We start from the raw sequence: 24,851 nt of genomic DNA, 5'->3' as shown, positions 1-24,851 counted from the left end.
AAATTAATCTGCTAAAAAATCCGTTAAGATTTTATTAAAAACTTCTGGTTGCTCGACATTAGAAATATGAGAGGCATCTATTTCTGCAAGTTTTGATTGAGGAATGCGCTGCTGCATAAATTGACTATCTGCAACTGTCGTTACAGGGTCTTGAGTTCCTGCAACCACCAATACAGGAATTTTGATGTCTTTTAATTGCTCACGGACATCCGCTTTAGCCAAAGCCTCACAACAATTGGCATAACCTATTGCGCTGCCAGCACTTAAGTCGTTACACAGGTTGTTGACAATTGAAGGATGACTTTGGATAAAGGGATCTGTAAACCATCTCGAAGCTGCTGTAGCTGCGATTGGTTGTAAACCTTGCTCACGTACTAATTTTGCACGGTCAAGCCATGCCTGTTCTTGTCCAATTTTAGCGGCAGTATTTGCCACAATGACATGACTAAAACGGTTAGGGTAGTAAATCGCCAGCCATTGACCTGTTAAACCGCCCATGGAAATACCACAAAAAGCAGCTTTGCTAATATTCAGATGATCCAGTAAACGGACAACATCTTCACCTAATTGCTCTACAGTGTATGGGCCGTTAGGCGTAGATGATGAACCGTGACCACGAGTGTCATAGCAGATCACAAAAAATTGATCTTTTAGCTCATTAAACTGTTTTTGCCACATACCATAATTGGTGCCCAAAGAGTTGGAAAACACCAGAGCAGGGGAAGATGGCTCACCAAAGGTTTGATAGTTAATTTGTGCATCGGCAGATTGAAAAGATGGCATTTGTTTCTCCTTAAAGTGCTTCAACACGTTCAATAATCAATGCGATGCCTTGACCCACCCCAATACACATTGAACACAAGGCATAACGACCGCCTGTTTGTTCAAGCTGGTTTAAGGCTGTAGTCACAAGACGTGCACCTGATGCACCAAGTGGATGGCCTAAAGCAATGGCACCACCGTTTGGGTTTACCTTGTCAGAGTTGTCTGGTAAGCCTAAATCACGGGTCACTGCCAAAGCTTGTGCAGCAAAGGCTTCATTCAGCTCAATCACATCCATCTGCTCTAAAGTCAGGTTGGCTTGTTTAAGTAATTTTTTAATGGCTGGTGCCGGAGCAAAACCCATAATACGTGGCTCTACACCCACTGCTGTTGAAGCAATGATCTTGGCACGTGGTTTGAGATTGTAGGCCTGAACTGCCTCATCCGAAGCAATCAATAGAGCTGCTGCACCATCGTTGATGCCTGAAGCATTACCCGCAGTGACCGTGCCCTCTGCTTTTACAACAGGCTTAAGTTTGCTTAAAGCTTCAAGTGTGGTTGATGCACGAGGATGCTCATCGGTATCAATCACCACCGCATCACCCTTACGCTGAGGGATTTCAACTGCCACGATTTCTTTAGAAAAAAAGCCTTTGGCTTGCGCGCTTGCGGTGCGTTGTTGGCTCACCAAGGCAAACTGGTCCTGATCTGCACGATTGACGTTGAACTGTTCAGCTACGTTTTCGGCAGTCTGGGGCATGGTGTCTACACCATACAATTCTTTAAGTTTAGGGTTAATGAAACGCCAGCCCATGGTGGTATCTTCAATCTTCTGGCTACGGCCAAAGGCACTGTCAGACTTACTCATCACATACGGTGCACGGCTCATGCTTTCTACACCACCTGCAATCACCAAGTTCGCTTCACCTGCTTTAATGGCACGGGCAGCAATAGCAATGGCATCGAGTGATGAACCACACAAACGGTTAATGGTGGTTGCCGGCACCTGATACGGTAAACCAGCAAGTAGTGCTGACATACGGCCCACGTTACGGTTGTCTTCACCCGCTTGGTTGGCACAGCCATAAATCACATCATCGACCTGTTCCCAATCTACACTTGGGTTACGCTGCATGAGAGCCTTAATCGGCACAGCGCCAAGGTCATCGGCACGGACGGGTGCAAGGCCACCGGCATAACGGCCGAATGGAGTACGGATGGCATCGATGATATAAGCGTTTTTCATTCTAACTTTTGTCCTTTACTTCAGGCCTTTTTAGCCATTCTCCGTAGGTATTTCACGGTGGCGACATGGATGTCGCCTCGTTGCTCAGCACAACAGGGATGTTGTGTCTGAGTAACAAAGGTTTTTGGTTACTTTTTTAAAAAAGTGACACGAATTAGCTGGTGGCATCTGGCTTAAACAGATAAGACTCCGTTGTGATGCTTTATAAATTTTCATATCAACAAATAACATCACGGCTGTAATTTACTGTGATAACCGTAGGTCTTTTGCTTAAGCGATACCTTACTTTTGAAAGGTCAAAAGTAACAAAAACCTTTGTTGAATAGAGGAGGCTTCCTTGCCTCCCTGTCCAACGGGCGACATCCATGTCGCCTGTCACGATAGTGAATGCTGTGTAATAGGTGTTTGTTGTGTAAACCTTACCCTTGAGTCGCATCAATCAAAGTTGCACCCGTTAAAGCCTGTAACTCATCAAAGCTAAGACCTTCAACTTTCTCAATCACCTTTAAACCAGCTTTGGTCACATCAATCACACACAGGTCAGTGTAAATACGGTCAACACACTGTTTACCCGTTACCGGATAAGTGAGCTCAGCGACAATCTTTGGCTCGCCTTGTTTGGTCACATGGTCTGTAGTGATAAATACTTTCTTGGCACCAACCGCTAAATCCATCGCACCACCTACCGCAGGAATTGCATCAGGTGCACCCGTGTGCCAGTTCGCCAAGTCACCATTGGCTGCCACCTGAAATGCACCGAGTACAGCAATATCAAGGTGGCCACCACGCATCATGGCAAATGAATCGCCATGGTGGAAAAAGCTGCCACCTTCAAGCATGGTCACGAACTCTTTACCCGCATTAATCAGTTCAGGGTCTTCTTCACCTGCCGCTGGTGGTGGGCCAAAAGCCAACAGACCATTTTCAGAATGTAGGAAGACATCTTTATCGGCAGGTAAGTAGCTGGCAATCTTGGTTGGTAAACCAATACCCAAGTTGACATAGGCACCATCTGGAATATCTTGTGCCACACGTTGTGCAATCTGGTCACGGCTGAGTTTCTGGTAGCTCATGTTATTTCTCCTTATTGCTTACTGTGCGGGCGCTACTTGTACAACGTGCTGTACAAAAATACCTGGGGTAATGATGTGTTCCGGGTCTAATCCACCCAGCTCAACCACTTCAGAGACCTGAGCAATAGTGACATCAGCAGCCATGGCCATGATCGGGCCAAAGTTACGTGCAGATTTACGGTAAACCAGATTGCCCCAGCGGTCGCCCTTATAGGCTTTAATCAGGGCAAAGTCAGCCTTGATCGGATACTCAAGCACGTAATCTTTACCATCAATATGACGGGTTTCTTTGCCTTCAGCTAAAAGTGTTCCAAAGCCAGTTGGGGTAAACACCGCCCCAAGGCCCATACCTGCTGCCTGAATACGGCACGCCAGATTGCCTTGCGGTACCAGTTCAAGTTCAACCTTTCCGGCACGGTACAGTTCATCAAACACATAAGAGTCAGACTGACGTGGGAAAGAGCAAATCACTTTTTTAATAGAACCGGCTTTGAGCAGTTTAGCCAGACCATAATCCCCATTACCGGCATTGTTGCTCACAATGGTCAGGTCCTTAACGCCAAGTTCAATCAGACCGTCAATGAGTTCAGCGGGTTGTCCTGCGGTACCAAAACCACCAATCAGGATGGTTGCACCATCTTTAATCTGCGATAGAACCTCGCTTAGTGAGGACTTACTTTTGTCAATCATGTGAGAAACCTTAGAGCATGAGGTAACGTGATGTATTACTACCGCTAAAAATTTATTGAAATTCTTAATGGTAGTAATAAATGGAGTAAATTTTGTGAGTCAAAAGCGAACTTTTAACTCACATACGCTTTCAATTAAGCACTAGCGCGACGGCGTTCAACTTCAGTTGAAGGAGCAGCAGCGGCTTCTTTAACCAGTTCAATGTTAAATGTGATGTGTTTGAAAGCGTGATCTAAACCACGGCGTTGAATTTCAGCAGGATCTGTGACATCTACTGCTGTTGCTACTAAACCGTCACGAGTAGCGAAGGCAAAGTCATCCCATAAATACTCATCACCCTCAATGTTGAATTGAGTAGTCAGCTTGCGGTAACCCGGTGCAGAAACGAAGTAGTGAACGTGAGATGGACGGTTACCATGACGGCCTAACTTGTTAAGAAGAGCCTGTGTTGTACCTTCAGGAGGGCATCCATAACCAACTGGCATAGTGGTTAACGCTACATATTTACCATCTGCATCGGTGAAAATGGTACGGCGTAAGTTAAAGTCAGATTGTGACTTATCAAAGAATGAATAGTTACCTAAACTGTTGGCATGCCATACTTCAACTTTGGCATTTTCAATAATATTGCCATCAGTGTCGGTTACCGTACCTTCAATAATTAAGGTATCGATTTTGCCAGTCTCGGTTCCGTCATCCATACGTGCAAAGCCAACTGATTCAGGTGCGCCAGCAACATAAAGTGGACCTTCGATAGTACGAGGTGTACCGCCTGTAATACCAGCTTTGGCATCTGCTTCATCTGCACGTAAGTCAAGGTAATGTTCAAGACCTAAGCCTGCTGCCAAAAGACCAAGTTCATTTGCTTGACCTGCATCGGTAAAATATTCCAAACCTTTCCAAACTTCAGAAGGCTGGATGTCTAAATCTTCAATGGCTTGAAATAAATCCCCAAGAAGGCGCACTACAATTTGTTGAACACGTGCATCAACTTCGCCTTTTGCAGTGTCGACATTCATTTGTTTTACAAGCGCATCAATTTGTTGACGGTTCATACTAAAACTCCTTAAGTATGCAATACGGTTTTGGGTGGCAGCGCTGCGGGCATTTTGTTTTGCTAGCGAATAATTGCCGCCACGTTCCTTGTTACCTTCTGAATAATCTGCTTGGTTTTTAAATGGACTTCAGAGATCGCATTTAAAAAATTCTTTCTATTTACGAATCATCATCACGAACAGAAGATGGATGACGGTTAAGTGCCATCACTTCAATGTCCATATATGGATAGAGAGGTAAACCTTGTAAAATGTTGTGCAATTCTTCATTGCTCTCTACATCAAAAATGCTGATGTTCGAGTACTGGCCTGTAATTCGCCAGATATGACGCCATTTACCTTGGCGTTGTAAGTCTTGCGAATAAGCTTTTTCAACGGCCTTAATTTCATTTGCTTTGTCGGCTGGCATATCAAGTGGAATATGCACATCCATACGTACATGAAATAACATGGGAAACTCCTTATCCTGTTGCCTTAACGACGTAATTTCTCAATCTTATCTTCATCAACTTCAATGCCTAAGCCCGGAGCTGTCGGCAAATGCAATTCAAAGTTTTCGTAACGTAGCGGCTCTTTTAAAATTTCTTCGGTAAGTAATAACGGACCAAATAATTCAGTGCCGAACGCTAACGTTTCAAAAGTTGCAAATACATGGGCCGATGCAATACTTCCTACAGGACCTTCAAGCATAGTGCCGCCATATAGATCGATACCAGCCAAACCAGCAATTTTGCCAACTTCACATGCTTCAATCAGACCACCAGATTGTTCAATTTTTACGGCAAATACATCTGCACCATGATTTTTTGCAATACGGTACGCGCTGTCAGGTCCAGTTAAAGCCTCATCAGCCATAATGGCTACATCAAAACGTTGGGTGAGGCGAGCAAGTGCTTCGGTATTTTGAATTGCACATGGCTGTTCGATTAAATCGATTCCACCATCTTGGAGCTGTTGAATACCATGAATACACTCAAGTTCTGACCATGCACGGTTTACATCTACACGTACACTAACATCAGCACCTAATGCTTTTTTAATAGCAATCACATGGTCAACATCTTGCTGTAAAGGACGTGCACCAATTTTAAGTTTGAACGTGTTGTGGCGCTTTAGCTCAATCATTTTGCGAGCTTCAGCAATATCTTTTTCCGTATCACCAGACGCAAGCGTCCAAAGCACAGGTAAACTATTACGCAGACGTCCACCTAAAACTTCGCTTAATGGCACACCTAAACGTTTGGCCTGAATATCAAGTAGGGCAGTCTGAATGGCACACTTAGCAAAGCGGTTACCATTAATATTTTTACGAATCAGTTTTAGTGTTTGTGCAACATTTAAATCTTTAACTGATGTCAGTAATGGTGCAAAGTAAGTATCAATATTGGCTTTGACACTCTCAGGACTTTCTTCACCATAGTTCAGCCCACCAATGGTGGTGGCTTCACCCCAACCGACAATACCATCCGTGGTCGTAATTTTAACGAGTACCAAAGTCTGAATACGCATGGTAGTCACAGACAACTGGTGAGGACGGATAGTTGGAATATCCACAAGTATGGTTTCTATGGTTCTATACATGAAGTTTCAACTATTACGAACTTGTTTGTATACCATAGAAGAATGTAATAGCCTAAAATAGATATAGAACGGTATTTTAAGATACTAAAAAGGTATATTAATGGAATTAAGACATCTACGTTATTTTGTTACCGTTGTTGAAGAACAGAGTCTGACGAAAGCTGCAGAAAAGCTTTTTATTGCTCAGCCACCTTTAACACGCCAAATCAAAAAACTAGAAGAAGAATTAGGGATCGATTTATTCGAAAAAGGCTCTCGTCCATTAAAAGTAACGGAAGCAGGGCTGTTTTTTTACCAGCATGCGGTACAAATTTTGACGCACACCGCTCAAGCTGCTTCGATGGCTAAAAAAATGAAGCTGGTCGAGAATGTTGTTAAAGTTGGTTATGTGAGTTCGCTTCTTTATGGGCGATTACCACAGGTCATTTATCTATTTAGGCAAAAAAATCCTGACATTCATGTCGAGCTTATTGAATGTGGTACACGAGATCAGGTGGAAGCATTAAAACTCGGTAAAATTGATTTAGGTTTTGGTCGATTACCAATTAGTGATCCAGCCATTAAGCGACTTTTACTCAGAAAAGAAAAATTAAAACTCGCAATCCATAAAAAACACCCATTAAGTGATTTCCAAGAGTCAGGAATTTATTTATCTCAAATTATCAATGAGACAATTTTTTCTTATCCAACCACACCTAAACCAAATTTTTCGACCACTATTCAAGCTTTATTTACCAAATTAGGTCTTGTTCCGGCCAAGCTGACTGAAGTACGAGAAATTCATATGGCACTTGGCTTGGTGGCATCTGGAGAGGGTATTTGTATTATTCCGGAAAGCGCCTGCGACATTGGAATGAAGAATCTAACTTATTTAAATATCTTAGACTTAGAAGCCTATAGTCCCATTTCTCTATCTATGCGTAACATGGACCAAAGTTCCTATATTCCTAAAATCTTAGATTGTATTGAAGAGATCTATAGCGAAGAAGAAGTATCCAGAAATTTGAATTTATAAATTTTTAATACGCTTTAAATTGAATTATCATGTTATTTTAAAACTTTAAACCTATAGGTAATATGTAAAAGGAATTATTAAATGAGAAAAATTTTAGGTATAGCTTCTCTCATTATGTCTACAGGTGTTGTACATGCTGAACAATTAAATGAACAAGAACAAATTTCTCCGTATAGTGCGAATGTGACTTTTGCAAGTCAATATATTTCGCGTGGTTTTCAACAAACTTGGGGTAAGCCTGCACTACAAATTGGTTTCGACTATGCAAATCCGAATGGGCTATTTGTGGGTACTTGGGCATCCAATGTAAGTTCTAACTATCTCCGTGATGCTTCAGTTGAATGGGACTTTTATGCAGGTTATTTAAAAACCATCGATAAATTCTCAATTGGAATGTCTGTTTTTTATTATTATTACCCAGGTGCAAAAAGTACGGCTGAAACGGGGAGTACAAGCTATAACTATGGCGAAATTGTGCCTCAAATTAGCTATGGTCCTTTAAGTCTCAAATATTTTATTACTTATACCCCAGATTACGCAGGTTATAACTCAAATACGATGGGTGGACCGGAAGGTAAACGTTCACGAGGAACAACTTATTTAGACCTCAACTTTACACAGCCGATCAATGAAAGTTGGACTTTTGGTGCGCACTATGGCTATGAAAGAATTAAAAATTTCTCTGAAGCTAATTTTCAGGATATGAAAGTTGAACTTATTAAAGATTTAGGTGATGGCTGGACTACAGGGTTAGCTTATACCAAAGCGTGGGACAAAGACGGATACTATAGAAATTATAGTAATGGTGAACCAGATGCACCAATTTCAAATCCGATTGATTCGACCTTTACAGTATCTGTAAAAAAGGTGTTCTAATTTATACATAAAAAGCCTGATCACTTTAATTTGGAGTCAGCAGGCTTTTTGTAATACATAGAGAAAATTATTTTTTAATTAAATCATAAGCCATTTTAGTATCGTCTAGCTGAACCAGTGAAGCATGACGAGCAGAGAGCGGATCTTTATTTTCAATTGCTGTCAAAATAGCTTTATGTCTTGGTAATGAATGACCTTGTAAATTTGGGCGTAGACTGGTGACTTGAATCGATTGCTGCAAAGGTAAAACCAGCATTTTTGACATATAAGCCAATAAGTCATTATGCGTTGCTTTGGCAATTGCTAAGTGAAACTGGATATCTGGCTCTATAAATTCTTCAACTGTTGTTGCCTTTTCCATTCCTTCATAGGCTTGCTTAATACGTTCAATATCTTCTTCATTTGCTGTACTTGCCGCAATATAGGCTAACTCCGGTTCTAAAACGCGTCGTACGGTAGAAAGTGTTTTAAAAAACTCGTGCTCAGGCGTCGTTTGAATTAGCCAAAACAATACATCCGGATCGAGTAAATGCCATTCTTCTTTAGGTCGAACTACTGTTCCGATTTTGGGCCTTGAATAAGTTAAGCCTTTCGCATTTAAAACGCGTATTGCTTCGCGAAAGACAGGGCGGCTGACTTTATATTCCTCACACAAATCAACTTCACTTGGGAGTTTTGCATTTTCTGAAATTTCTCCAGAAACAATTTTTAATCCCAATTGTTGTACGATTAATGCATGTTGGCTTTTGCTTGGAATAGGATTTTTATAGTCAGCTTTACTCATATTTCACTATTACGACATGTTGAATATCCTATGGTATAGATGACCTTGTGTTTTAACAAGATCATCTTTTTCAAGAATAAATATTAATGGGAATGACGTGGAACTTCTGAGCCACGGCAACCGACCAAGAAATCAAAATCACAACCTTCGTCGGCTTGTAAAACATGTTCTACATAGAGCTTACGGTAGCCGCCAATAAAACTTGGTGGAGCTGGTGGCGCTAAATTTTCAAGACGTTGCTTAAGTTCTTCATCACTCACTTCTAGGTGAAGTTTTCCAGCATAGGCATCAAGTTCGATAAAGTCACCATTTTGAACTACGGCCAAAGGCCCACCCGCCATAGCTTCAGGGGCAACATGTAAAACGACCGTGCCATACGCTGTTCCACTCATCCGTGCGTCGGAAATACGAACCATATCGGTAATGCCTTTAGCTAAAATCTTTGGCGGTAGTCCCATATTTCCAACCTCGGCCATGCCGGGATAACCTTTAGGGCCGGCATTTTTCATCACAAGAATACAAGTTTCATCGACATCTAGATCTGGGTCGTTAATACGGGATTTATAATCATCGAAGTTTTCAAATACGACTGCACGACCACGGTGTTTCATCAACTCCGGTGTGGCAGCAGATGGTTTAAGCACCGCACCTTTAGGCGCTAAATTTCCGCGCAAAATACACATACCGCCATCTTGTCGAATTGGATTATCTATTTTCCGAATCACTTCATCGTTATAAATAGGTGACTGTTGGCAGTTTTCCCAAATGGTTTGACCGTTTACGGTTAAGGCTTGTGGATGTGGTAAGAGACTGGCTTCACCCATGCGACGAATCACGGCTGGCAAGCCGCCGCTATAATAGAACTCTTCCATTAAAAAACGACCCGAAGGCTGTAAGTCAACAATGGTTGGCATGCCGCGGCCAACACGGTTCCAGTCATCCAGTTGTAAATCAACCCCAATGCGTCCAGCAATTGCTTTTAAATGAATCACGGCGTTGGTTGAACCACCAATAGCTGCATTGACTTTAATCGCATTTTCAAAGGCTTCTTTGGTTAAGATTTTAGAAAGGCGTAAATCTTGATGAACCATGTCAACAATGCGCATACCTGAAAGATGAGCCAACACATAACGGCGAGAATCTACCGCTGGAATGGCCGCATTGTGGGGTAAAGAAGTGCCTAGGGCTTCAGCCATACAAGCCATTGTAGAAGCCGTGCCCATGGTATTACATGTACCAGCTGAGCGTGACATACCAGATTCGGCAGATAAAAATTCATTTAAATCAATTTTGCCTGCTTTTAACTCTTCATGCATTTGCCAAACGATGGTACCTGCACCAATGTCTTTACCTTTGTGCTTACCATTCAGCATTGGTCCACCAGTCACTACAATGGCAGGAATATCACAACTTGCAGCTCCCATTAATAATGCAGGGGTGGTTTTGTCACAACCTGTCAGTAACACCACACCGTCAATAGGGTTACCACGAATCGCTTCTTCAACATCCATACTGGCTAAGTTACGGGTAAACATGGCGGTAGGACGTAAATTCGACTCACCATTTGAAAATACAGGAAACTCAACAGGGTAGCCGCCCGCCTCTAAAATTCCTTTTTTTACGTGTTCGGCAATTTTTCGAAAATGCGCATTACATGGGGTGAGTTCAGACCACGTATTACAAATCCCAATGATAGGCTTGCCTTGAAACTCATGATCTGGAATTCCTTGGTTCTTCATCCAGCTGCGATACATAAAGCCATTTTTATCCGTTGTACCAAACCAGGCAGCCGAACGAAGAACTTGTTTGTTATTCATACAAATTTCCCTATATAGTATTACTATTAGAATTAATTAAATTAAAAATACACCATAAATTTTATTTTTAAAAGGTTTGAAATTTAAATAGTATTACTATATTTTAAATTGAAAGGATAATTTACGAGCAAGATGCTCTATAAGTAAATAATAGGAAATGGAGTCGAACATGGATTTCGAAAAGGATGTAATACGGACGGTCACGTTTAAGCTGATACCTGCATTAGTCATACTATATCTGGTGGCATATATTGATCGGGCCGCTGTCGGGTTCGCTCATTTGCATATGGGTGCCGATGTAGGAATTGGTGATGCTGCCTATGGTCTAGGAGCTGGCTTATTTTTTATTGGATATTTTCTTTTTGAAGTTCCAAGTAATTTGCTTTTAGACAAATTTGGTGCTCGTAAATGGTTTACCCGCATTTTATTAACATGGGGCCTCATCACCATGGCCATGGCGCTTATTCAAGGCCCTAAAAGTTTTTATCTCTTAAGGTTTTTACTCGGTGTAGCAGAGGCGGGTTTTTTCCCTGGTGTTTTATACCTAATTACACAGTGGTATCCGGTGCGGCATCGCGGAAAAATCATGGGAATGTTTGTACTTTCACAACCGATTGCCATGATGATTGCAGGGCCTTTAGCTAGTCTATTACTTGGATTGGATGGCATTGCAAATTTGCACGGTTGGCAATGGTTGTTTGTTGCAGTTGGCTTGCCCGCGGTTTTATTGGCTTTACCTACCTTTTTGTGGCTGCCCGATAACATTGATAAAGTAAAATGGTTAAGCATTGAACAAAAACAATGGCTTAAAAATGAACTCGTTAAAGATGAAGCCGAATATGACCAAACCCGACATGCCAATCCACTACATGCTTTAAAAGACAAACGCGTACTTTTATTAGCACTTTACTACTTACCGGTAACGTTAAGTATTTATGGTTTAAATCTCTGGCTTCCTACCATTATTAAGCAATTTGGCGGAGGTAGTGATATTCAAATTGGGTTCTTATCTAGCATTCCCTATATTTTTGGAATTATTGGACTTCTCATTATTCCGCGTAGTACTGACCGCCTAAACGATCGTTATGGACACTTAAGTTTTCTGTATGCACTAGGTGCTTGTGCAATGTTTTTAAGTGGTTGGCTAAATTCTCCAGTTATGCAGTTGGCAGCTTTGGCTGTAGTTGCGTTCTGTCTATTTTCATCGACTGCCGTGTTTTGGACACTACCGGGTCGTTTCTTAACGGGTGCAAGTGCAGCAGCTGGTATTGCCTTAATTAACTCTGTTGGAAATTTAGGTGGCTATGTCGGTCCATTTGGGATCGGACTTTTAAAAGAATACACGGGAAATATGGCTGCTGGTTTGTATTTCTTATCTATCGTCATGCTTTTTGGCTTGATTTTGACCTACATCGTCTATGCCAAGCTCGAACGTCAAAAAACACAAACAGTGAATATTCAAAAGCCTTTGTAAGGAATAAAACATGCAAATTATTCAATTTGAAAATCGTGCAAATCAACGTGCCGTCGCGAAAGTAGAAGGCAACATGGCATATCCGGTTAAAGATATTCAATCGGTTCGTGATTTAGCACTTTTAGCAATCCGCAATAAAGTTTCACTGGAACAACAAGTTGAGGCGTTAGGGTTTGAGTCCGAAACTTATGATTATTCATCTTTATTAGCAGATTTAAAGGTACTGCCGCCTTTAGACCATCCAGATTCAACGCATTGTTTAATTTCCGGTACAGGTTTAACCCATTTAGGTTCTGCATCTGCACGCGACAAAATGCATCAACAAAATTTAAGTGATGACAACTCGGTGACCGACACTATGCGGATATTTCAATGGGGGCTACAAAAGGGGCGTCCAGCAGAAGGTCAGATCGGTGCGCAACCGGAATGGTTTTATAAAGGCGATGGTTCAATTGTGGTAAGACCGGGAGCTGAATTACCTTTACCCCCATTTGCTGAAGACGGCGGCGAAGAACCTGAAATCGCAGGCCTCTATGTTATTGGCGAAGATTTAAAGCCTTACCGAATCGGGTTTGCGCTGGGCAATGAATATTCTGATCACGTGATGGAGCGCCGTAACTATTTATATCTGGCCCATTCAAAATTGCGTTTTTGCAGTTTTGGTCCAGCTTTACGGACGGGCGAGTTACCAAAACATTTAGTCGGAACCAGCCGCTTGCGCCGTGATGGACAAATTATTTGGGAAAAAGAGTTTTTGTCGGGTGAGGACAATATGTGCCATAGCTTGGCAAATCTGGAATATCACCACTTTAAGTATCAACAATTTTTAAAAGCAGGGGATGTACATATCCATTATTTCGGTACAGCGACTCTATCTTTTGCCGATGGTATTCAAGCGCAGGTTAATGATGAGTTTGAAATAGAAATGAAAGAGTTCGGCCATCCACTCAAAAACAAACTTGCTCATATGCAACCCGAGTTACCGATCGGTTCAGTTATTACTCTCTAAGGAATATAAAAATGGTCATTGGACACAACTTTATTGGCGGTTCACGCAGCGCACAAAGTTCCACTTTAATAAAAAGTATTCATGCTACGACTGGTGAAGCTCTGCCTTATGAGTTTCACCATGCCACCGAGCAAGAAGTGAATCAGGCTTGTGAAGCAGCCAGTCAAGCGTTTAAGACTTACCGCCATACCACACCTGAACAGCGTGCTGTTTTTTTAGAAAACATTGCCGATGAGCTCGATGCTTTGGGTACAGATTTTCTTGAAATTGTCTCACAAGAAACCGCTTTGCCACTTGCACGCTTACAAGGTGAACGTGCCCGGACCAGTGGGCAAATGCGTTTGTTTGCCAAAGTGCTGCGCCGTGGTGATTTTTTAGGTGCCCGTATTGATACCGCTTTGCCTGAGCGCCAGCCTTTACCTCGCCCAGACCTGCGCCAGATTAAAATCGGTGTTGGCCCTGTTGCAGTCTTTGGGGCAAGTAACTTTCCTTTAGCATTCTCAACTGCGGGTGGTGACACTGCTTCGGCACTGGCAGCAGGTTGCTCTGTAGTGGTGAAAGCTCATAGTGGACATATGGCCACAGCAGACTTTGTAGCGCAGGCAATCGAACGTGCCGTAGAAAAATCAAATATGCCAAAAGGTGTGTTTAATATGATCTACGGTAATGGCGTGGGTGAACCTTTAGTGAAGCATCCTTTAATTCAGGCTGTGGGTTTTACAGGTTCATTGCGTGGCGGACGAGCTTTATGTGACATGGCGGCAGCCCGACCACAAACGATTCCTGTGTTTGCTGAAATGAGCAGTATTAACCCGATGTTGATGTTGCCAGAAGCCTTAAAAAACCGTGGAGAAAAAATTGCACAGGACTTGGCTGATTCAGTGGTTTTAGGCTGTGGTCAGTTCTGTACCAATCCGGGTTTGATTTTAGGTATTAAATCAGCTGAATTTAGCCAGCTCATTAGCAACCTGACCGAAATTATGGGGGCTAAGCCTGCACAGACTATGCTCAATGCTGGCACCTTAAAAAGCTATACCGCTGGTCTTGAGCACTTAACCCAGCATCAAGGCATTAAGCATTTGGCAGGTCAAACTCAACAAGGCAATCAGGCGCAGCCACAGCTGTTTAAAGCTGATGTTGAGCTTTTACTGGCAGGTGATCAGCTTTTACAGGAAGAAATCTTTGGGCCAACCACGGTCATCATTGAAGTTAAAGATAAAGCCCAACTCATTCAGGCCTTACAAAGCATGAATGGACAACTGACTGCGACTTTAATTGCCGATGAAGCTGACTTAACCGAGTTTGCAGATGTGGTTCCTGTATTAGAAGAAAAAGCTGGGCGATTACTTATAAATGGCTACCCAACAGGTGTTGAGGTCTGTGATGCGATGGTACACGGCGGGCCATACCCAGCCACTTCAGATGCACGAGGCACTTCAGTCGGAACCTTAGCCATTGACCGTTACTTGCGCCCTGTGTGTTACCAGAACTATCCACAGAGTTTATTGCCGGAAGCCTTAAAAGACAGCAACCCGTTGCAGATTTTAAGACTGGTGAATGGTGAAATGACTAAAGAAGCGATCTAAGAATAAAAAGAGACCACAAGTTGGTCTCTTTTTAATAGTCAATTTCAAATGTGAAATAATTTTCATATTTGAAATAATATTTTGTTTTTAAGTGATTGATTTTAATATTGAAAATAGTGGCATGCAATTTGCTCCAATTAAAATAGTTACAAGGAGTGAATAATGAATGCTAATCATATACTGCAATTAAGTGGGATATTGCAGGAGAGTTTAGGGCTAATACCTCATGAAATTCAGTTAAGAAAAATGAGTGGTGGAGCTATCCAAGAAAATTGGCTAGTTCAATCTCCAGATTTCGAATTAGTGTTACGAAAAAATGCCGAATCTAGTGTAGAGGCCAGCTCAGATCGTGAGCAAGAATTTTTACTTTTAGATCGGTTATATCATTTTGGTATTAAGGTGCCAGAACCACTTTATTTTAAGAAGTCGCCTAACTTTTTAAATAGTGATTTCTTCATTATGAAAAAAATTGAAGGTGTCACAGAAGGCCATAAATTAGTTCGAATTGCAGAAGAAGAAAAACGTAAAAAGATTACTCAAGACATTGGTAAACAACTTGCCTTAATTCATGCCATTCAATCTGATGACGTGTTAGAGAAACTACTTCCTAAACCGGATAAAGATCAATATCTAGAAAACAAGCTTACAGATTTTCTGGTGCAACTAGATCACTTACAAAGACATCGTCCAATCTTAGAGTACGCTATTCAGTGGATGTTCAACAATCTTCCAAAAGTCGATGATTTGGTGTTAGTTCATGGCGACTACCGCATCGGTAACATCATGATTAATGATGACCAAATTTCAGGAATCTTAGATTGGGAATTTACGCAATGGGGTGATCGAAGAGAAGATCTAGGATGGTTTACCTCTAAATGTTGGCGTTTTGGTCAAGATGAAAATATAGCTGGGGGAATAGGTTCATATAAGGACTTTGCGAAAGCTTACGCTGAGATTTCCGATATTTATATCCCTGAATTTGAAATGAAATTTTGGCATGTACTGTCTCATGTTCGATGGGCAATTATTGCGATGCAGCAGTCTGACCGAAACAACGAGATGGATACTCCATCACTCGAATTAGCCCTAACGGAATTTTTAGTTCCCCGCCTTGAAAAAAATATCTTGGAAATATTGGGAGAAAAAGAATGAGCGAGCAAAAGATAATTGATCTGATCAAAGCTAGCCAAGCCGTCATTAAAAATGAGCTTTTACCGCAATCGGGCAGTCAGAAATATAACTTGTTAATGCTCATGAGAAGCTTAGAAATTTTGCAGGCTTATATTTTGCAAAAAGATACCTGTACATTGCATCGTTCAGGCATTTTACAAGATTATTTTTCTTTTCCAATTAAAGATATTGATGAGGCAACTCAATTGTTTATTAGCGATATCCGTGAAGGTAAACAATCGGATCAAACTTTTGAGACATTAAAAGCCCTGAATTTGGAAGAATTAAAAATTACTGAACCGAAGGTGGCCAATCATGGATAAATATCGGCTACGAATTTATTTGGTTCGACATGGGCATGTTTCATACTTTGATGCAGCTAATAATCCGATTAATCCGAAATTTGCTCAGTTATCCGAACAAGGCATAGAGCAAATACAACAGCTGGCCCATCAATTACGAGATGTTAGTTTTGAAAAAATTTACTCGTCTACTATGCCTCGTTCGATTCAGACAGCCGAAATTTTGAAGCGCTATCAAAACGAGCATAAGGACATTCAGTCATTCGATGATATTCGGGAAATAAGAGCAGGACGTTTAAGAGAAATTTCGTTGGATCGCGCTGAGCTGGAAATCAAAAAGGCCTATCAGTTCCATAAAAATAACCTTGAATTATTTGTACAAGGCGAAAGTTGGACTCACTTTATTAGTCGTGTACTGACTTGGTTTGAAGGCATGATATTAACGGCAAACAAAGACCAGAATATCCTAATTTCTTCACACGATATTGTAAATCGAATACTCATTAATTGGGTTTATGGACATGACTTCAAAGATGTTTATTCGCAGGAACAAGATTATGGCTGCTTAAATATTCTTGATCTAACGATTGAAAATCAAAAGGTAATAAGCAAACGAATCAAGCTTCAAAATTTCACGCCGTACAATCTGATTAAAAATGAGCTATTTAATAGCGCTATGGATGATGTGTATGAAACTTATATCGCGACTCAAGGCTTTAAATTAAAGGAGCTCAGCTCATGATCACACTATCTAATGAATTATTAGAACTACAACAGAAAGTTAGAGAATTTATTCAGCAAGAGGTGATTCCATTAGAAAGTGATCCTCGCCAAGATAGCCATGGCCCTAGTGAAGCTTTACGCCAAGAATTAGTGAGTCGGGCGCGTAGTTGGGGGCTGCTAACTCCTCATGCAAGTCGAGAAATGGGAGGACTTGGTTGGTCGCATCTGCAAAAGGCTGTAGCTTTCGAAGAAGCAGGATACTCTGCTTTAGGCCCAATCGCGTTAAATATTCATGCGCCAGATGAAGGGAATATTCATCTTTTAGATGTTGTGGCAAATGATGCACAAAAACAAAAATGGTTAAAAAAACTGGTAGCTGGAGAAATTAGATCTTGCTTTGCCATGACAGAACCTGCACCAGGTGCTGGCTCGGATCCATCCATGCTTCAAACAACGGCAATTGCAGATGGCGATGACTATATTATTAATGGCCGTAAATGGTTAATTACAGGGGCCGATGGAGCGAGCGTTGCGATTATTATGGCAAAAATGGAAGATGGCTCCGCTTCAATGTTTCTAACAGATACAAACGTTGAAGGCTTTATATTAGAAAAAAATATGAATGCTATGGACTCATGCTTCTCAGGCGGGCACGGTATTTTACGCTTTGAGAATTTACGTATACCTAAAGAAAACGTTTTGGGTGAAATTGGTAAAGGTTTTAAATATGCTCAAGTTCGCCTTGCACCAGCACGTTTAACACATTGTATGAGATGGCTGGGACAAGCAAGGAGAGCACATGATATCGCTACTCAATATGCACGAGAACGCCAATCTTTTGGTAAGAGATTAGGAGACCACCAAGGCGTTGGTTTTATGCTTGCCGACAATGAAATGGATATTTTAACGACTCGATTAGCTGTTCACTATTGTGCGCAGGTTTTAGATTTGGGTGAGAAAGGAAATTACGAGTCGAGCCTAGTTAAAGTGATCAGCTCTGAGGGTATCTGGCGTGTGGTGGACCGATCAGTTCAGATTTTAGGTGGACAGGCCATGACGGATGAATCAGTGGTCTGCAAGATTTTTAAAGATGCGCGAGGTTTTAGAATTTATGATGGCGCAAATGAAGTTCACCGCATGAGCATAGCCAAAAAACTATTAGGGAAACAGGCATAATAAAACAGGGATAAGAGAATGAATATTTTTGATGTAAAAGATAAATATATTTTAATTACGGGTGCTTCAAGTGGTTTGGGGCATCACATAGCTGAATTATTTGCAAAAGAAGGTGCGAATATCGTTATTTGTGCCAGACGGTTAGAGCGATTGAAAGAATTAGAATCGCATATAAAAAATGAATTTGGAGTGAAAGTTTATACCTTTGCGTTAGATGTAAATGATCGTTCCGCTGTGAAAGATATGCTTAGTTCTTTAGAAGCAGAAGGAGTCACAGTAGATGTGCTAATTAATAATGCCGGGGTGAGTGATACCAAGCGTTTCTTAGACTATAACGATGAAGATTGGGATAAGATTGTAGATACTAACCTTAAAGCCCCTTGGCAATGTGCACAAGAAGTTGTGCAGCATATGATTAAAGCTGAACGTAAAGGGTCTATTATCAACATTACATCAATTCTGTCTCAGTCTACCAACCTTGGTGTTAGCCCATACTGTGCATCGAAGGCTGGCTTACGTCATTTAACAGAAGTTATGGCAGTAGAGTTGGCTAGATTTGGTATAAATGTAAATGCCATCGCGCCAGGCTATATGATTACTGAAATTAATGAAGAATATTTAACGAGTGAGGCAGGCCAACAGCTTTTAAAGAAAATTCCTACAAGGAAGTTTGTAGAGTTTGATGACTTAAATGGGCCTTTACTGTTACTTGCTTCGCAAGCGGGTCAAGGCATAACAGGTATCGAAATTAAAGTCGATGGCGGTCATAGCGCTGCGCCTATATAAAACGTTTTTTAATGGAGTAAAAAATGCTTAATCGAAAACCAATTAATATTTTGGTCACCTATATTAAAAAACCTAATATTAATGGTTTTCGTTCTTTGGTTGAGCAGGCGATTAGTGAAGTAGAGTCGAACGAAATTGATTTGGTGGAATGCCATATTTCAGATGTGCAAGACGTTGCTCAAAGCTTGGTAGAAAATGGCTGTCAGATTCTTCTATGTACTGGTGCAACTGCGAGTTTTCTACAAAAGAAATTAAACATTGATATACAGGTTATTCGAACTGGTACTTTTGATGTCATTCAAGCCATATCAAACTTAAAACAATATAAGCGAATTGCTTTGGTGGGTAATACGTCCACAGTCGATCTTGAGAACTACTCTGATATTTTTGCTTTAGATATACAACAGTTTAACTATGACTCATATTTAGATGCTAAAAAAACAATTCATTTAATTAAAAATCAAGGCTTTGATGCCATTATTGGTTCGCCTGTTGCAGTAGAGTTAGCTCTGAATGAAAACCTAGTCGGACATTTGGCGATTAGTGTGCCGTCTTTAAAAGACCTTCTGCAAAATGCCTTACGTACCCTTGAAAAGATTCGTAGAGAACAGTATTCAACCTTACGTTTAACCGAGATCTTTAATCACTTAAATGAAGGCATTTGTTTTATTACAAAGCAAAAAAAGATTTCTTTAATTAATAATTCAATGAGTTCGTTACTTGAAAAAGACTCTTCAGACGTTTTAAACAAATCAGCACTCGAAATTTTTGAAGGTTTAAACTTTGATATCGATCAAGAAAATAGTCATCAACTCGTCCAATTTAAAAATTTAAAACTTGCTGTATATATTTCCAAATTAAAAAATGACTACATAGATGGCTATATCTTAAGAGTGCAGGAACTAAATGCATTAGAGCAGTCTAATAGTCAGTTTAGAAAGGTTTCATCAAAGAATTTTAATACAAGATATACCTTTGACCAGATCTTGACGCAAAATCCAAATTTTCAACAAATCATTAAGTTATCCAAAGCATATGCAAAAACCGATAGTACCATTCTCATTACTGGTGAAAGTGGTACAGGTAAAGAAGTTTTAGCACAAAGTATTCATAATCATAGCAGTCGTTATAAAGCGCCGTTTGTTGCAATCAACTGCGCATCTTTTCCCGAAAGCTTATTAGAAAGCGAATTATTTGGTTATGAGGAAGGTGCTTTTACTGGAGCTAAGAAAAATGGGCGTATTGGTCTCATTGAAGCGGCACATACCGGGACGCTTTTTTTAGATGAAATTGGAGATATGCCATTACATCTACAAACTAGATTTTTACGAGTTTTACAAGAAAGACAAATTAACCGCTTAGGCTCAGTGGTAAGTCATCATTTAGACATACGTGTGATTGCTGCAACTCATGCGAACTTAGAAGAGTTAGTACGAAATGGAACCTTTCGGGCAGATCTCTACTATCGTTTAAATATTTTAAGAGTGTATACGCCGTCTTTAAAAGAACGAAAAGAAGATATCTTGTATTTAGCAAATTCCTTTCTAGAGAAATATAGAAAATCATTGGATGATTTGCCAAATATTTTACAGAAGGCTTTTTTACATTATTCTTGGCCGGGCAATATCCGCGAACTTGAAAATATTGTTGAAAGAATCAATGTGCTATTACAGCTTGATCATGAAATTTTAACTCCAGAGTTTTTAAAGCAACAATTACCCGAGCTATTTCAATCTCAAAACCACTATACGGCGCAACCTTTATTAAAAGAAGTAAAAGTTAATCAAGAGTTGAGTTTAATTGAGCAAACACTTGCAGAAGTAGATGGTGATTTAGATCTTGCTGCACAAAAACTCGGGATTAGTCGAACCACCTTATGGCGTAGAATGAAACTCATAAATAACTAATTTCAAAATTGAAATTTTTTCAAAAAAGAAAAATGATAAAAGTGATTAAGTAATTGAAAATAATATAAAAATAATTTGGCATCATAGTTGCATTGACTCATATAAGCATCTGAATCAGTTGCTAAATTGTGTGAGGAAATAAGAATGACGAATGGATTAATGATGCATTGTAATTTAAACATTACTTCAATAATGCAGCATGCTTTGACAGTTTACGCAGATCAAGAAATTGTGACTTTGAAAGCAGATGGGATAACTAAACACCGATATACATATAAAGATGCTTTCGAACGTGTAGCTCAGTTTGCCAATGCGCTAGACCGATTAAATATAAGTTCTGATGCTAAAGTCGGGACGATGGCATGGAACTCATATCAGCATTTTGAATTACATTATGCTATTCCATGTACGGGAAGAATTTACCATACAATTAACCCTAAATTGGCGCCTGAACAGCTCATTCAAATTATCAATTCTGCTGAAGATGAAGTACTCATTATTGAACCAGATTGTTTGGCATTAGTTGATTCTATTTATGACAATATCAAGCCAGTCATAAAACATTTTATTGTGCTTGGTGATCCGAATAAAAACCTAAAAGCACAATTTGATTTTGCCTTTTATGAAGAACTCATTGCTCTAGAGCAGTCTTATTATGATTGGCCAGATATCCCTGAAGAACGTGCAAGTGGCCTTTGCTATACATCGGGGACAACAGGTGACCCTAAAGGTGTTCTTTACTCACATCGTAGTACCGTATTGCATGCATTAATACTCGCTATGCCAAATGCGATTGGCTTAACGCATGATAGCTGCATTATGCCTTTGGTTCCGCTTTATCATATTAGTGCTTGGGGAATGCCATTTAATGCGGTTTTATCGGGGGCGAAAATTGTTTGGCCTCATTCATTTGCAGGTCAAACCGAGAAAATTTTTAATCTGATCCAATCAGAACACGTCGATATTTCTATGGCTGTTCCGACCATCTGGAATTCTTTTAAAAATTATCTTGAAGACCACCATATTTCGTCAGTCAGTTTAAAAAGGGCAATATCTGGTGGTTCAGCTGCGCCATATTCGCTTATTGAGTCTTTGAGCCATTATGGAATTTCTGTTGAAAATGCTTGGGGAATGACTGAAACCAGTTCAATGGCAGTCTGTAATCGAGTAAATCAAATCAAAAATAATGTCGAAACCCAATCAATTAAATGCGGCAAACCTATCTTCGGCGTTCAAATGAGATTGCGCGATGAGAACCATCAATTGCTTCCTCACGATGGGATGCATGAAGGTATTTTAGAAGTACGCGGCCATACAATTGCCAAACAATATATCAATCAAACCAAAGCAGTAGAAGAAGACAAATGGTTTGATACAGGAGATATCGCGTGCATAGATGAATATGGATATATGCATATTACAGACCGTGCCAAAGATATGATCAAGTCAGGAGGAGAGTGGGTCAGTAGTGTTGAAGTTGAAAATGCAGCGATGGGATATGAAAAGGTTGCCGAAGCCGCTGTTATTGCCGCCAATCATCCGAAATGGGGAGAACGCCCACTTTTAATATTGGTGCCAAAGTCTCCACAAGAAAAAATTGAACATTCAGAAATTGTCGTTTTTCTATCATCCAAATTACATAAATGGGCCATTCCGTCAGCAACCATATTGGTTGAAGAAATACCGCATACGCCCACTGGAAAAATCAGTAAAAAAATATTGAGAGAACGTTATCACGACTATTTCACCAATAGTGCTTTTGCTGAATGTAAATAATGATCAACATAAAAAAGGATTTTTTATATGAACATCCCTCAGGAAGCAAATATCGTTTTAGATGCGAAATTTAAAAAGATGGTAAAGCAGAGAAATCGATTCGCCGTTATCTTAAGCTTAATTGTACTCAGCATTTACTTTATTTTTATAGGAACAGCCACATTTCATCCCGAATTACTTGCAATTCCATTAGAAGCAAGCAAAGTCACCATTGGTTTACCAATTGCTGCAATTGTTATTGTATTGAGCTGGATTATAACGGGATTTTATATATTTATTACGAATCAATACTTTGACAAACAAAAAGAAAAATTAAGAAAGGAATATCGTTATGAATAAATATTTTGCTTTTACTATTTTGACCTTATTTAGCTCCGGTGCTTGGGCTTCACAAAGCGAGCCAAGGAATTGGACCGCAATTATTATGTTTGCATGTGTAGTTGGTATTTCACTACTTATTACTTTTAAAGCTGCAAAGAAAACAGTATCGAAAGAAGATTTTTATACAGCGGGTAATGCTATTTCAGCTAAGCAAAATGGTTTGGCGATTGCGGGAGACTATATGTCTGCCTCAACCTTACTCGGTATTTCTAGTATGGTTTTCTTCAAAGGCTATGATGGTTTTATCTATGTGACAGGCTTTTTTGTTTGCTGGCCCATTTTAACTTTCTTAATGGCTGAAAGACTAAGAAACCTTGGCAAATATACTTTTGCAGATATTGTTTCGTATCGATTAGATCCACAGCGCACCCGTATTTTGGCAACGTGTGGTTCACTTATTGTTGTGTGTTGCTATTTAATTTTGCAAATGGTGGGTGCTGGTCAGCTCATTAAATTATTGTTTGGTCTAGATTATAAAATTGCCGTTATGTTGGTCGGTTGTCTAATGCTGGTGTATGTCATTTTCGGAGGAATGCTTGCAACCACATGGATACAAATAGTTAAAGCTATTCTTTTGCTCTTTGGCGGAACCGTTTTAGTCTTTCTGGCATTTAAAGCGTTTGGTTTTAGTTTAAATAATATGGCTGAGGCTGCCGTAAATGCACATAAATTAGGACAAAAGGTGTTAGAACCAGGTCCAATGCTATCCAACCCGATTAATACACTCTCTATGTCTATTGGGTTGATCTTCGGTTTGGCAGGTTTACCACATATTCTGATGCGCTTTTTTACGGTTCCAAATGCTGCTGAAGCACGCCGTTCAGTCTTTTATGCTTCTGGTTATATTGGTTACTTCTTCATTGTAGTTTGTATTTTAGGTTTAGCTTCCATCGCCATAGTAGGCACTAATCCTCAATATTTTGTAGATGGGCAACTCGGTGGAGATTTAATTGGCGGCAGTAACATGGTTGCTATGCATTTAGCAAAAGCCCTTGGTGGAAATCTATTACTCGGCTTTTTATCTGCTGTAGCATTTGCAACGATTTTAGCTGTGGTGGCTGGCTTGGCACTTGCTGGAGCTTCTGCGATTTCCCATGATTTATTTCAAAAAGTCATTAAGAAAGGCAAGGCAACTGAAAAGCAGGAAATGGTTGTATCTCGACTTTCTGTAGTGGTTCTAGGTGTGATTGCCATAGCATGTGGAATCTTATTTGAAAAAATGAACATCGCTTTTTTAATGGGACTTACATTTGGTATTGCTGCTTCCGCTAACTTTCCTGTACTTATTCTTTCTATGTACTGGAAAGATTTAACTACCCGTGGCGCCATATTTGGTGGGTTTGTAGGAATCATTTCCGCAATTACCTTTGTAGTTTTATCACCTACGGTCTGGGTAGGTGTTTTAGGGCATGAAAAAGCAATATTCCCATTTGATAATCCAGCATTATTTTCAATGCCCCTCGCTTTTTTAGTGAGTATTGTTGTGTCTTTGACTGATAAAAGTGAAAGAGCCAAGTTAGATAAACAGGGTTTTGAATTACAAGTGGTGCGTTCAGAGCTTGGGGCTCAACAAGGGTCGTTTGAAAAAATGCCTTTGCATTAAGTCTATTAAATAATCCCAAAAGTAAGATAGCTGGAGTGGATTATGAGAGTAAAGGAAAG

General features: G+C 40.2%; 23 protein-coding genes. 14 read left to right on the top strand and 9 right to left on the bottom strand.

The window, feature by feature from the left end; all coding sequences use genetic code 11:
* Positions 1–3 precede the first annotated feature (3 nt).
* From pcaD to EGS71_RS03390, 7 genes are all read right to left on the bottom strand, one after another.
* Complete coding sequence (gene pcaD / locus EGS71_RS03420) at positions 4–783, bottom strand: 3-oxoadipate enol-lactonase (RefSeq protein WP_001138982.1); 780 nt, start codon at positions 781–783, stop codon at positions 4–6.
* 10 nt (positions 784–793) lie between these two features.
* Positions 794–2,008: a 3-oxoadipyl-CoA thiolase gene (gene pcaF, locus EGS71_RS03415; protein WP_000786466.1), complete on the bottom strand. Its 1,215-nt coding sequence runs from the start codon at positions 2,006–2,008 to the stop codon at positions 794–796.
* A gap of 419 nt (positions 2,009–2,427) precedes the next feature.
* Positions 2,428–3,081 (bottom strand): 3-oxoacid CoA-transferase subunit B, encoded by a 654-nt coding sequence (locus tag EGS71_RS03410; protein ID WP_000121787.1) that lies wholly within the window; start codon positions 3,079–3,081, stop codon positions 2,428–2,430.
* An 18-nt stretch (positions 3,082–3,099) separates the two neighbouring features.
* Positions 3,100–3,771, bottom strand: coding sequence for a 3-oxoacid CoA-transferase subunit A (locus tag EGS71_RS03405; RefSeq protein WP_000566009.1), 672 nt, complete (start codon positions 3,769–3,771; stop codon positions 3,100–3,102).
* Between the two features lie 134 nt (positions 3,772–3,905).
* Positions 3,906–4,826 carry a catechol 1,2-dioxygenase gene (gene catA / locus EGS71_RS03400; RefSeq protein WP_001081618.1) on the bottom strand — a complete coding sequence of 307 codons (921 nt, stop codon included), beginning with the start codon at positions 4,824–4,826 and terminating at the stop codon, positions 3,906–3,908.
* A gap of 160 nt (positions 4,827–4,986) precedes the next feature.
* Positions 4,987–5,277, bottom strand: coding sequence for a muconolactone Delta-isomerase (catC, locus tag EGS71_RS03395; protein ID WP_000897235.1), 291 nt, complete (start codon positions 5,275–5,277; stop codon positions 4,987–4,989).
* Positions 5,278–5,300: 23 nt separating this feature from the next.
* Positions 5,301–6,407 carry a muconate/chloromuconate family cycloisomerase gene (locus EGS71_RS03390; RefSeq protein ID WP_000286343.1) on the bottom strand — a complete coding sequence of 369 codons (1,107 nt, stop codon included), beginning with the start codon at positions 6,405–6,407 and terminating at the stop codon, positions 5,301–5,303.
* A 100-nt stretch (positions 6,408–6,507) separates the two neighbouring features.
* On the opposite strand from EGS71_RS03390, the gene EGS71_RS03385 reads away from it, so the two are divergent.
* Positions 6,508–7,422, top strand: a complete 915-nt coding sequence (locus EGS71_RS03385; protein ID WP_000423293.1) for a LysR family transcriptional regulator — start codon at positions 6,508–6,510, stop codon at positions 7,420–7,422.
* 81 nt (positions 7,423–7,503) lie between these two features.
* Positions 7,504–8,298 carry a TorF family putative porin gene (locus EGS71_RS03380; protein WP_001226547.1) on the top strand — a complete coding sequence of 265 codons (795 nt, stop codon included), beginning with the start codon at positions 7,504–7,506 and terminating at the stop codon, positions 8,296–8,298.
* A gap of 67 nt (positions 8,299–8,365) precedes the next feature.
* Here the strand turns inward: EGS71_RS03380 and EGS71_RS03375 are convergent, their stop codons facing one another.
* Both EGS71_RS03375 and EGS71_RS03370 read right to left on the bottom strand, forming a co-directional pair.
* The gene (locus EGS71_RS03375) at positions 8,366–9,082 is read right to left on the bottom strand and encodes a FadR/GntR family transcriptional regulator (protein ID WP_000029957.1); all 717 of its coding nucleotides are present in this window, start codon (positions 9,080–9,082) and stop codon (positions 8,366–8,368) included.
* Positions 9,083–9,165: 83 nt separating this feature from the next.
* Positions 9,166–10,899, bottom strand: coding sequence for an IlvD/Edd family dehydratase (locus EGS71_RS03370; protein WP_001060822.1), 1,734 nt, complete (start codon positions 10,897–10,899; stop codon positions 9,166–9,168).
* Between the two features lie 169 nt (positions 10,900–11,068).
* Between EGS71_RS03370 and abaQ the strand changes: the two genes are divergently transcribed.
* From abaQ to actP, 12 genes are all read left to right on the top strand, one after another.
* Positions 11,069–12,373 carry a multidrug efflux MFS transporter AbaQ gene (gene abaQ, locus EGS71_RS03365; RefSeq protein ID WP_000345075.1) on the top strand — a complete coding sequence of 435 codons (1,305 nt, stop codon included), beginning with the start codon at positions 11,069–11,071 and terminating at the stop codon, positions 12,371–12,373.
* Between the two features lie 10 nt (positions 12,374–12,383).
* On the top strand, positions 12,384–13,382 hold the full coding sequence (araD1, locus tag EGS71_RS03360) for an AraD1 family protein (protein WP_001165783.1): 999 nt from the start codon (positions 12,384–12,386) through the stop codon (positions 13,380–13,382).
* A gap of 11 nt (positions 13,383–13,393) precedes the next feature.
* Positions 13,394–14,968: an aldehyde dehydrogenase (NADP(+)) gene (locus tag EGS71_RS03355; RefSeq protein WP_000234444.1), complete on the top strand. Its 1,575-nt coding sequence runs from the start codon at positions 13,394–13,396 to the stop codon at positions 14,966–14,968.
* A gap of 162 nt (positions 14,969–15,130) precedes the next feature.
* The gene (locus EGS71_RS03350) at positions 15,131–16,120 is read left to right on the top strand and encodes a phosphotransferase family protein (RefSeq protein ID WP_000993270.1); all 990 of its coding nucleotides are present in this window, start codon (positions 15,131–15,133) and stop codon (positions 16,118–16,120) included.
* Positions 16,117–16,461 carry a hypothetical protein gene (locus EGS71_RS03345; RefSeq protein ID WP_000003220.1) on the top strand — a complete coding sequence of 115 codons (345 nt, stop codon included), beginning with the start codon at positions 16,117–16,119 and terminating at the stop codon, positions 16,459–16,461. The genes EGS71_RS03350 and EGS71_RS03345 overlap by 4 nt, the downstream gene beginning before the upstream one ends.
* On the top strand, positions 16,454–17,182 hold the full coding sequence (locus tag EGS71_RS03340) for a histidine phosphatase family protein (protein WP_000362237.1): 729 nt from the start codon (positions 16,454–16,456) through the stop codon (positions 17,180–17,182). Before EGS71_RS03345 ends, EGS71_RS03340 begins: the two co-directional genes overlap by 8 nt.
* Complete coding sequence (locus EGS71_RS03335; protein ID WP_000631824.1) at positions 17,179–18,339, top strand: acyl-CoA dehydrogenase family protein; 1,161 nt, start codon at positions 17,179–17,181, stop codon at positions 18,337–18,339. The genes EGS71_RS03340 and EGS71_RS03335 overlap by 4 nt, the downstream gene beginning before the upstream one ends.
* 18 nt (positions 18,340–18,357) lie before the next feature.
* Positions 18,358–19,125: an SDR family NAD(P)-dependent oxidoreductase gene (locus EGS71_RS03330; protein WP_001019898.1), complete on the top strand. Its 768-nt coding sequence runs from the start codon at positions 18,358–18,360 to the stop codon at positions 19,123–19,125.
* A 23-nt stretch (positions 19,126–19,148) separates the two neighbouring features.
* Positions 19,149–21,032, top strand: a complete 1,884-nt coding sequence (locus tag EGS71_RS03325; RefSeq protein WP_000934675.1) for a sigma 54-interacting transcriptional regulator — start codon at positions 19,149–19,151, stop codon at positions 21,030–21,032.
* Between the two features lie 144 nt (positions 21,033–21,176).
* Positions 21,177–22,808 (top strand): long-chain-fatty-acid--CoA ligase, encoded by a 1,632-nt coding sequence (locus EGS71_RS03315; RefSeq protein ID WP_000181291.1) that lies wholly within the window; start codon positions 21,177–21,179, stop codon positions 22,806–22,808.
* 27 nt (positions 22,809–22,835) lie between these two features.
* On the top strand, positions 22,836–23,147 hold the full coding sequence (locus EGS71_RS03310) for a DUF485 domain-containing protein (protein ID WP_001025143.1): 312 nt from the start codon (positions 22,836–22,838) through the stop codon (positions 23,145–23,147).
* Positions 23,140–24,792, top strand: a complete 1,653-nt coding sequence (gene actP, locus EGS71_RS03305) for a cation/acetate symporter ActP (RefSeq protein WP_001045990.1) — start codon at positions 23,140–23,142, stop codon at positions 24,790–24,792. The genes EGS71_RS03310 and actP overlap by 8 nt, the downstream gene beginning before the upstream one ends.
* Positions 24,793–24,851 lie beyond the last annotated feature (59 nt).

The sequence above is a fragment of the Acinetobacter sp. FDAARGOS_559 genome (assembly GCF_003940475.1).
Taxonomy (GTDB): Bacteria; Pseudomonadota; Gammaproteobacteria; order Pseudomonadales; family Moraxellaceae; genus Acinetobacter; species Acinetobacter baumannii.
This window is presented reverse-complemented; position numbering and strand designations above follow the sequence as displayed.

What these genes read in the sequence shown, in the direction of transcription:
- pcaD (WP_001138982.1), bottom strand. Translation starts at nt 783, where the DNA reads ATGCCATCTTTTCAATCTGCCGATGCACAAATTAACTATCAAACCTTT.
- pcaF (WP_000786466.1), bottom strand. Translation starts at nt 2,008, where the DNA reads ATGAAAAACGCTTATATCATCGATGCCATCCGTACTCCATTCGGCCGT.
- EGS71_RS03410 (WP_000121787.1), bottom strand. Translation starts at nt 3,081, where the DNA reads ATGAGCTACCAGAAACTCAGCCGTGACCAGATTGCACAACGTGTGGCA.
- EGS71_RS03405 (WP_000566009.1), bottom strand. Translation starts at nt 3,771, where the DNA reads ATGATTGACAAAAGTAAGTCCTCACTAAGCGAGGTTCTATCGCAGATT.
- catA (WP_001081618.1), bottom strand. Translation starts at nt 4,826, where the DNA reads ATGAACCGTCAACAAATTGATGCGCTTGTAAAACAAATGAATGTCGAC.
- catC (WP_000897235.1), bottom strand. Translation starts at nt 5,277, where the DNA reads ATGTTATTTCATGTACGTATGGATGTGCATATTCCACTTGATATGCCA.
- EGS71_RS03390 (WP_000286343.1), bottom strand. Translation starts at nt 6,407, where the DNA reads ATGTATAGAACCATAGAAACCATACTTGTGGATATTCCAACTATCCGT.
- EGS71_RS03385 (WP_000423293.1), top strand. Translation starts at nt 6,508, where the DNA reads ATGGAATTAAGACATCTACGTTATTTTGTTACCGTTGTTGAAGAACAG.
- EGS71_RS03380 (WP_001226547.1), top strand. Translation starts at nt 7,504, where the DNA reads ATGAGAAAAATTTTAGGTATAGCTTCTCTCATTATGTCTACAGGTGTT.
- EGS71_RS03375 (WP_000029957.1), bottom strand. Translation starts at nt 9,082, where the DNA reads ATGAGTAAAGCTGACTATAAAAATCCTATTCCAAGCAAAAGCCAACAT.
- EGS71_RS03370 (WP_001060822.1), bottom strand. Translation starts at nt 10,899, where the DNA reads ATGAATAACAAACAAGTTCTTCGTTCGGCTGCCTGGTTTGGTACAACG.
- abaQ (WP_000345075.1), top strand. Translation starts at nt 11,069, where the DNA reads ATGGATTTCGAAAAGGATGTAATACGGACGGTCACGTTTAAGCTGATA.
- araD1 (WP_001165783.1), top strand. Translation starts at nt 12,384, where the DNA reads ATGCAAATTATTCAATTTGAAAATCGTGCAAATCAACGTGCCGTCGCG.
- EGS71_RS03355 (WP_000234444.1), top strand. Translation starts at nt 13,394, where the DNA reads ATGGTCATTGGACACAACTTTATTGGCGGTTCACGCAGCGCACAAAGT.
- EGS71_RS03350 (WP_000993270.1), top strand. Translation starts at nt 15,131, where the DNA reads ATGAATGCTAATCATATACTGCAATTAAGTGGGATATTGCAGGAGAGT.
- EGS71_RS03345 (WP_000003220.1), top strand. Translation starts at nt 16,117, where the DNA reads ATGAGCGAGCAAAAGATAATTGATCTGATCAAAGCTAGCCAAGCCGTC.
- EGS71_RS03340 (WP_000362237.1), top strand. Translation starts at nt 16,454, where the DNA reads ATGGATAAATATCGGCTACGAATTTATTTGGTTCGACATGGGCATGTT.
- EGS71_RS03335 (WP_000631824.1), top strand. Translation starts at nt 17,179, where the DNA reads ATGATCACACTATCTAATGAATTATTAGAACTACAACAGAAAGTTAGA.
- EGS71_RS03330 (WP_001019898.1), top strand. Translation starts at nt 18,358, where the DNA reads ATGAATATTTTTGATGTAAAAGATAAATATATTTTAATTACGGGTGCT.
- EGS71_RS03325 (WP_000934675.1), top strand. Translation starts at nt 19,149, where the DNA reads ATGCTTAATCGAAAACCAATTAATATTTTGGTCACCTATATTAAAAAA.
- EGS71_RS03315 (WP_000181291.1), top strand. Translation starts at nt 21,177, where the DNA reads ATGACGAATGGATTAATGATGCATTGTAATTTAAACATTACTTCAATA.
- EGS71_RS03310 (WP_001025143.1), top strand. Translation starts at nt 22,836, where the DNA reads ATGAACATCCCTCAGGAAGCAAATATCGTTTTAGATGCGAAATTTAAA.
- actP (WP_001045990.1), top strand. Translation starts at nt 23,140, where the DNA reads ATGAATAAATATTTTGCTTTTACTATTTTGACCTTATTTAGCTCCGGT.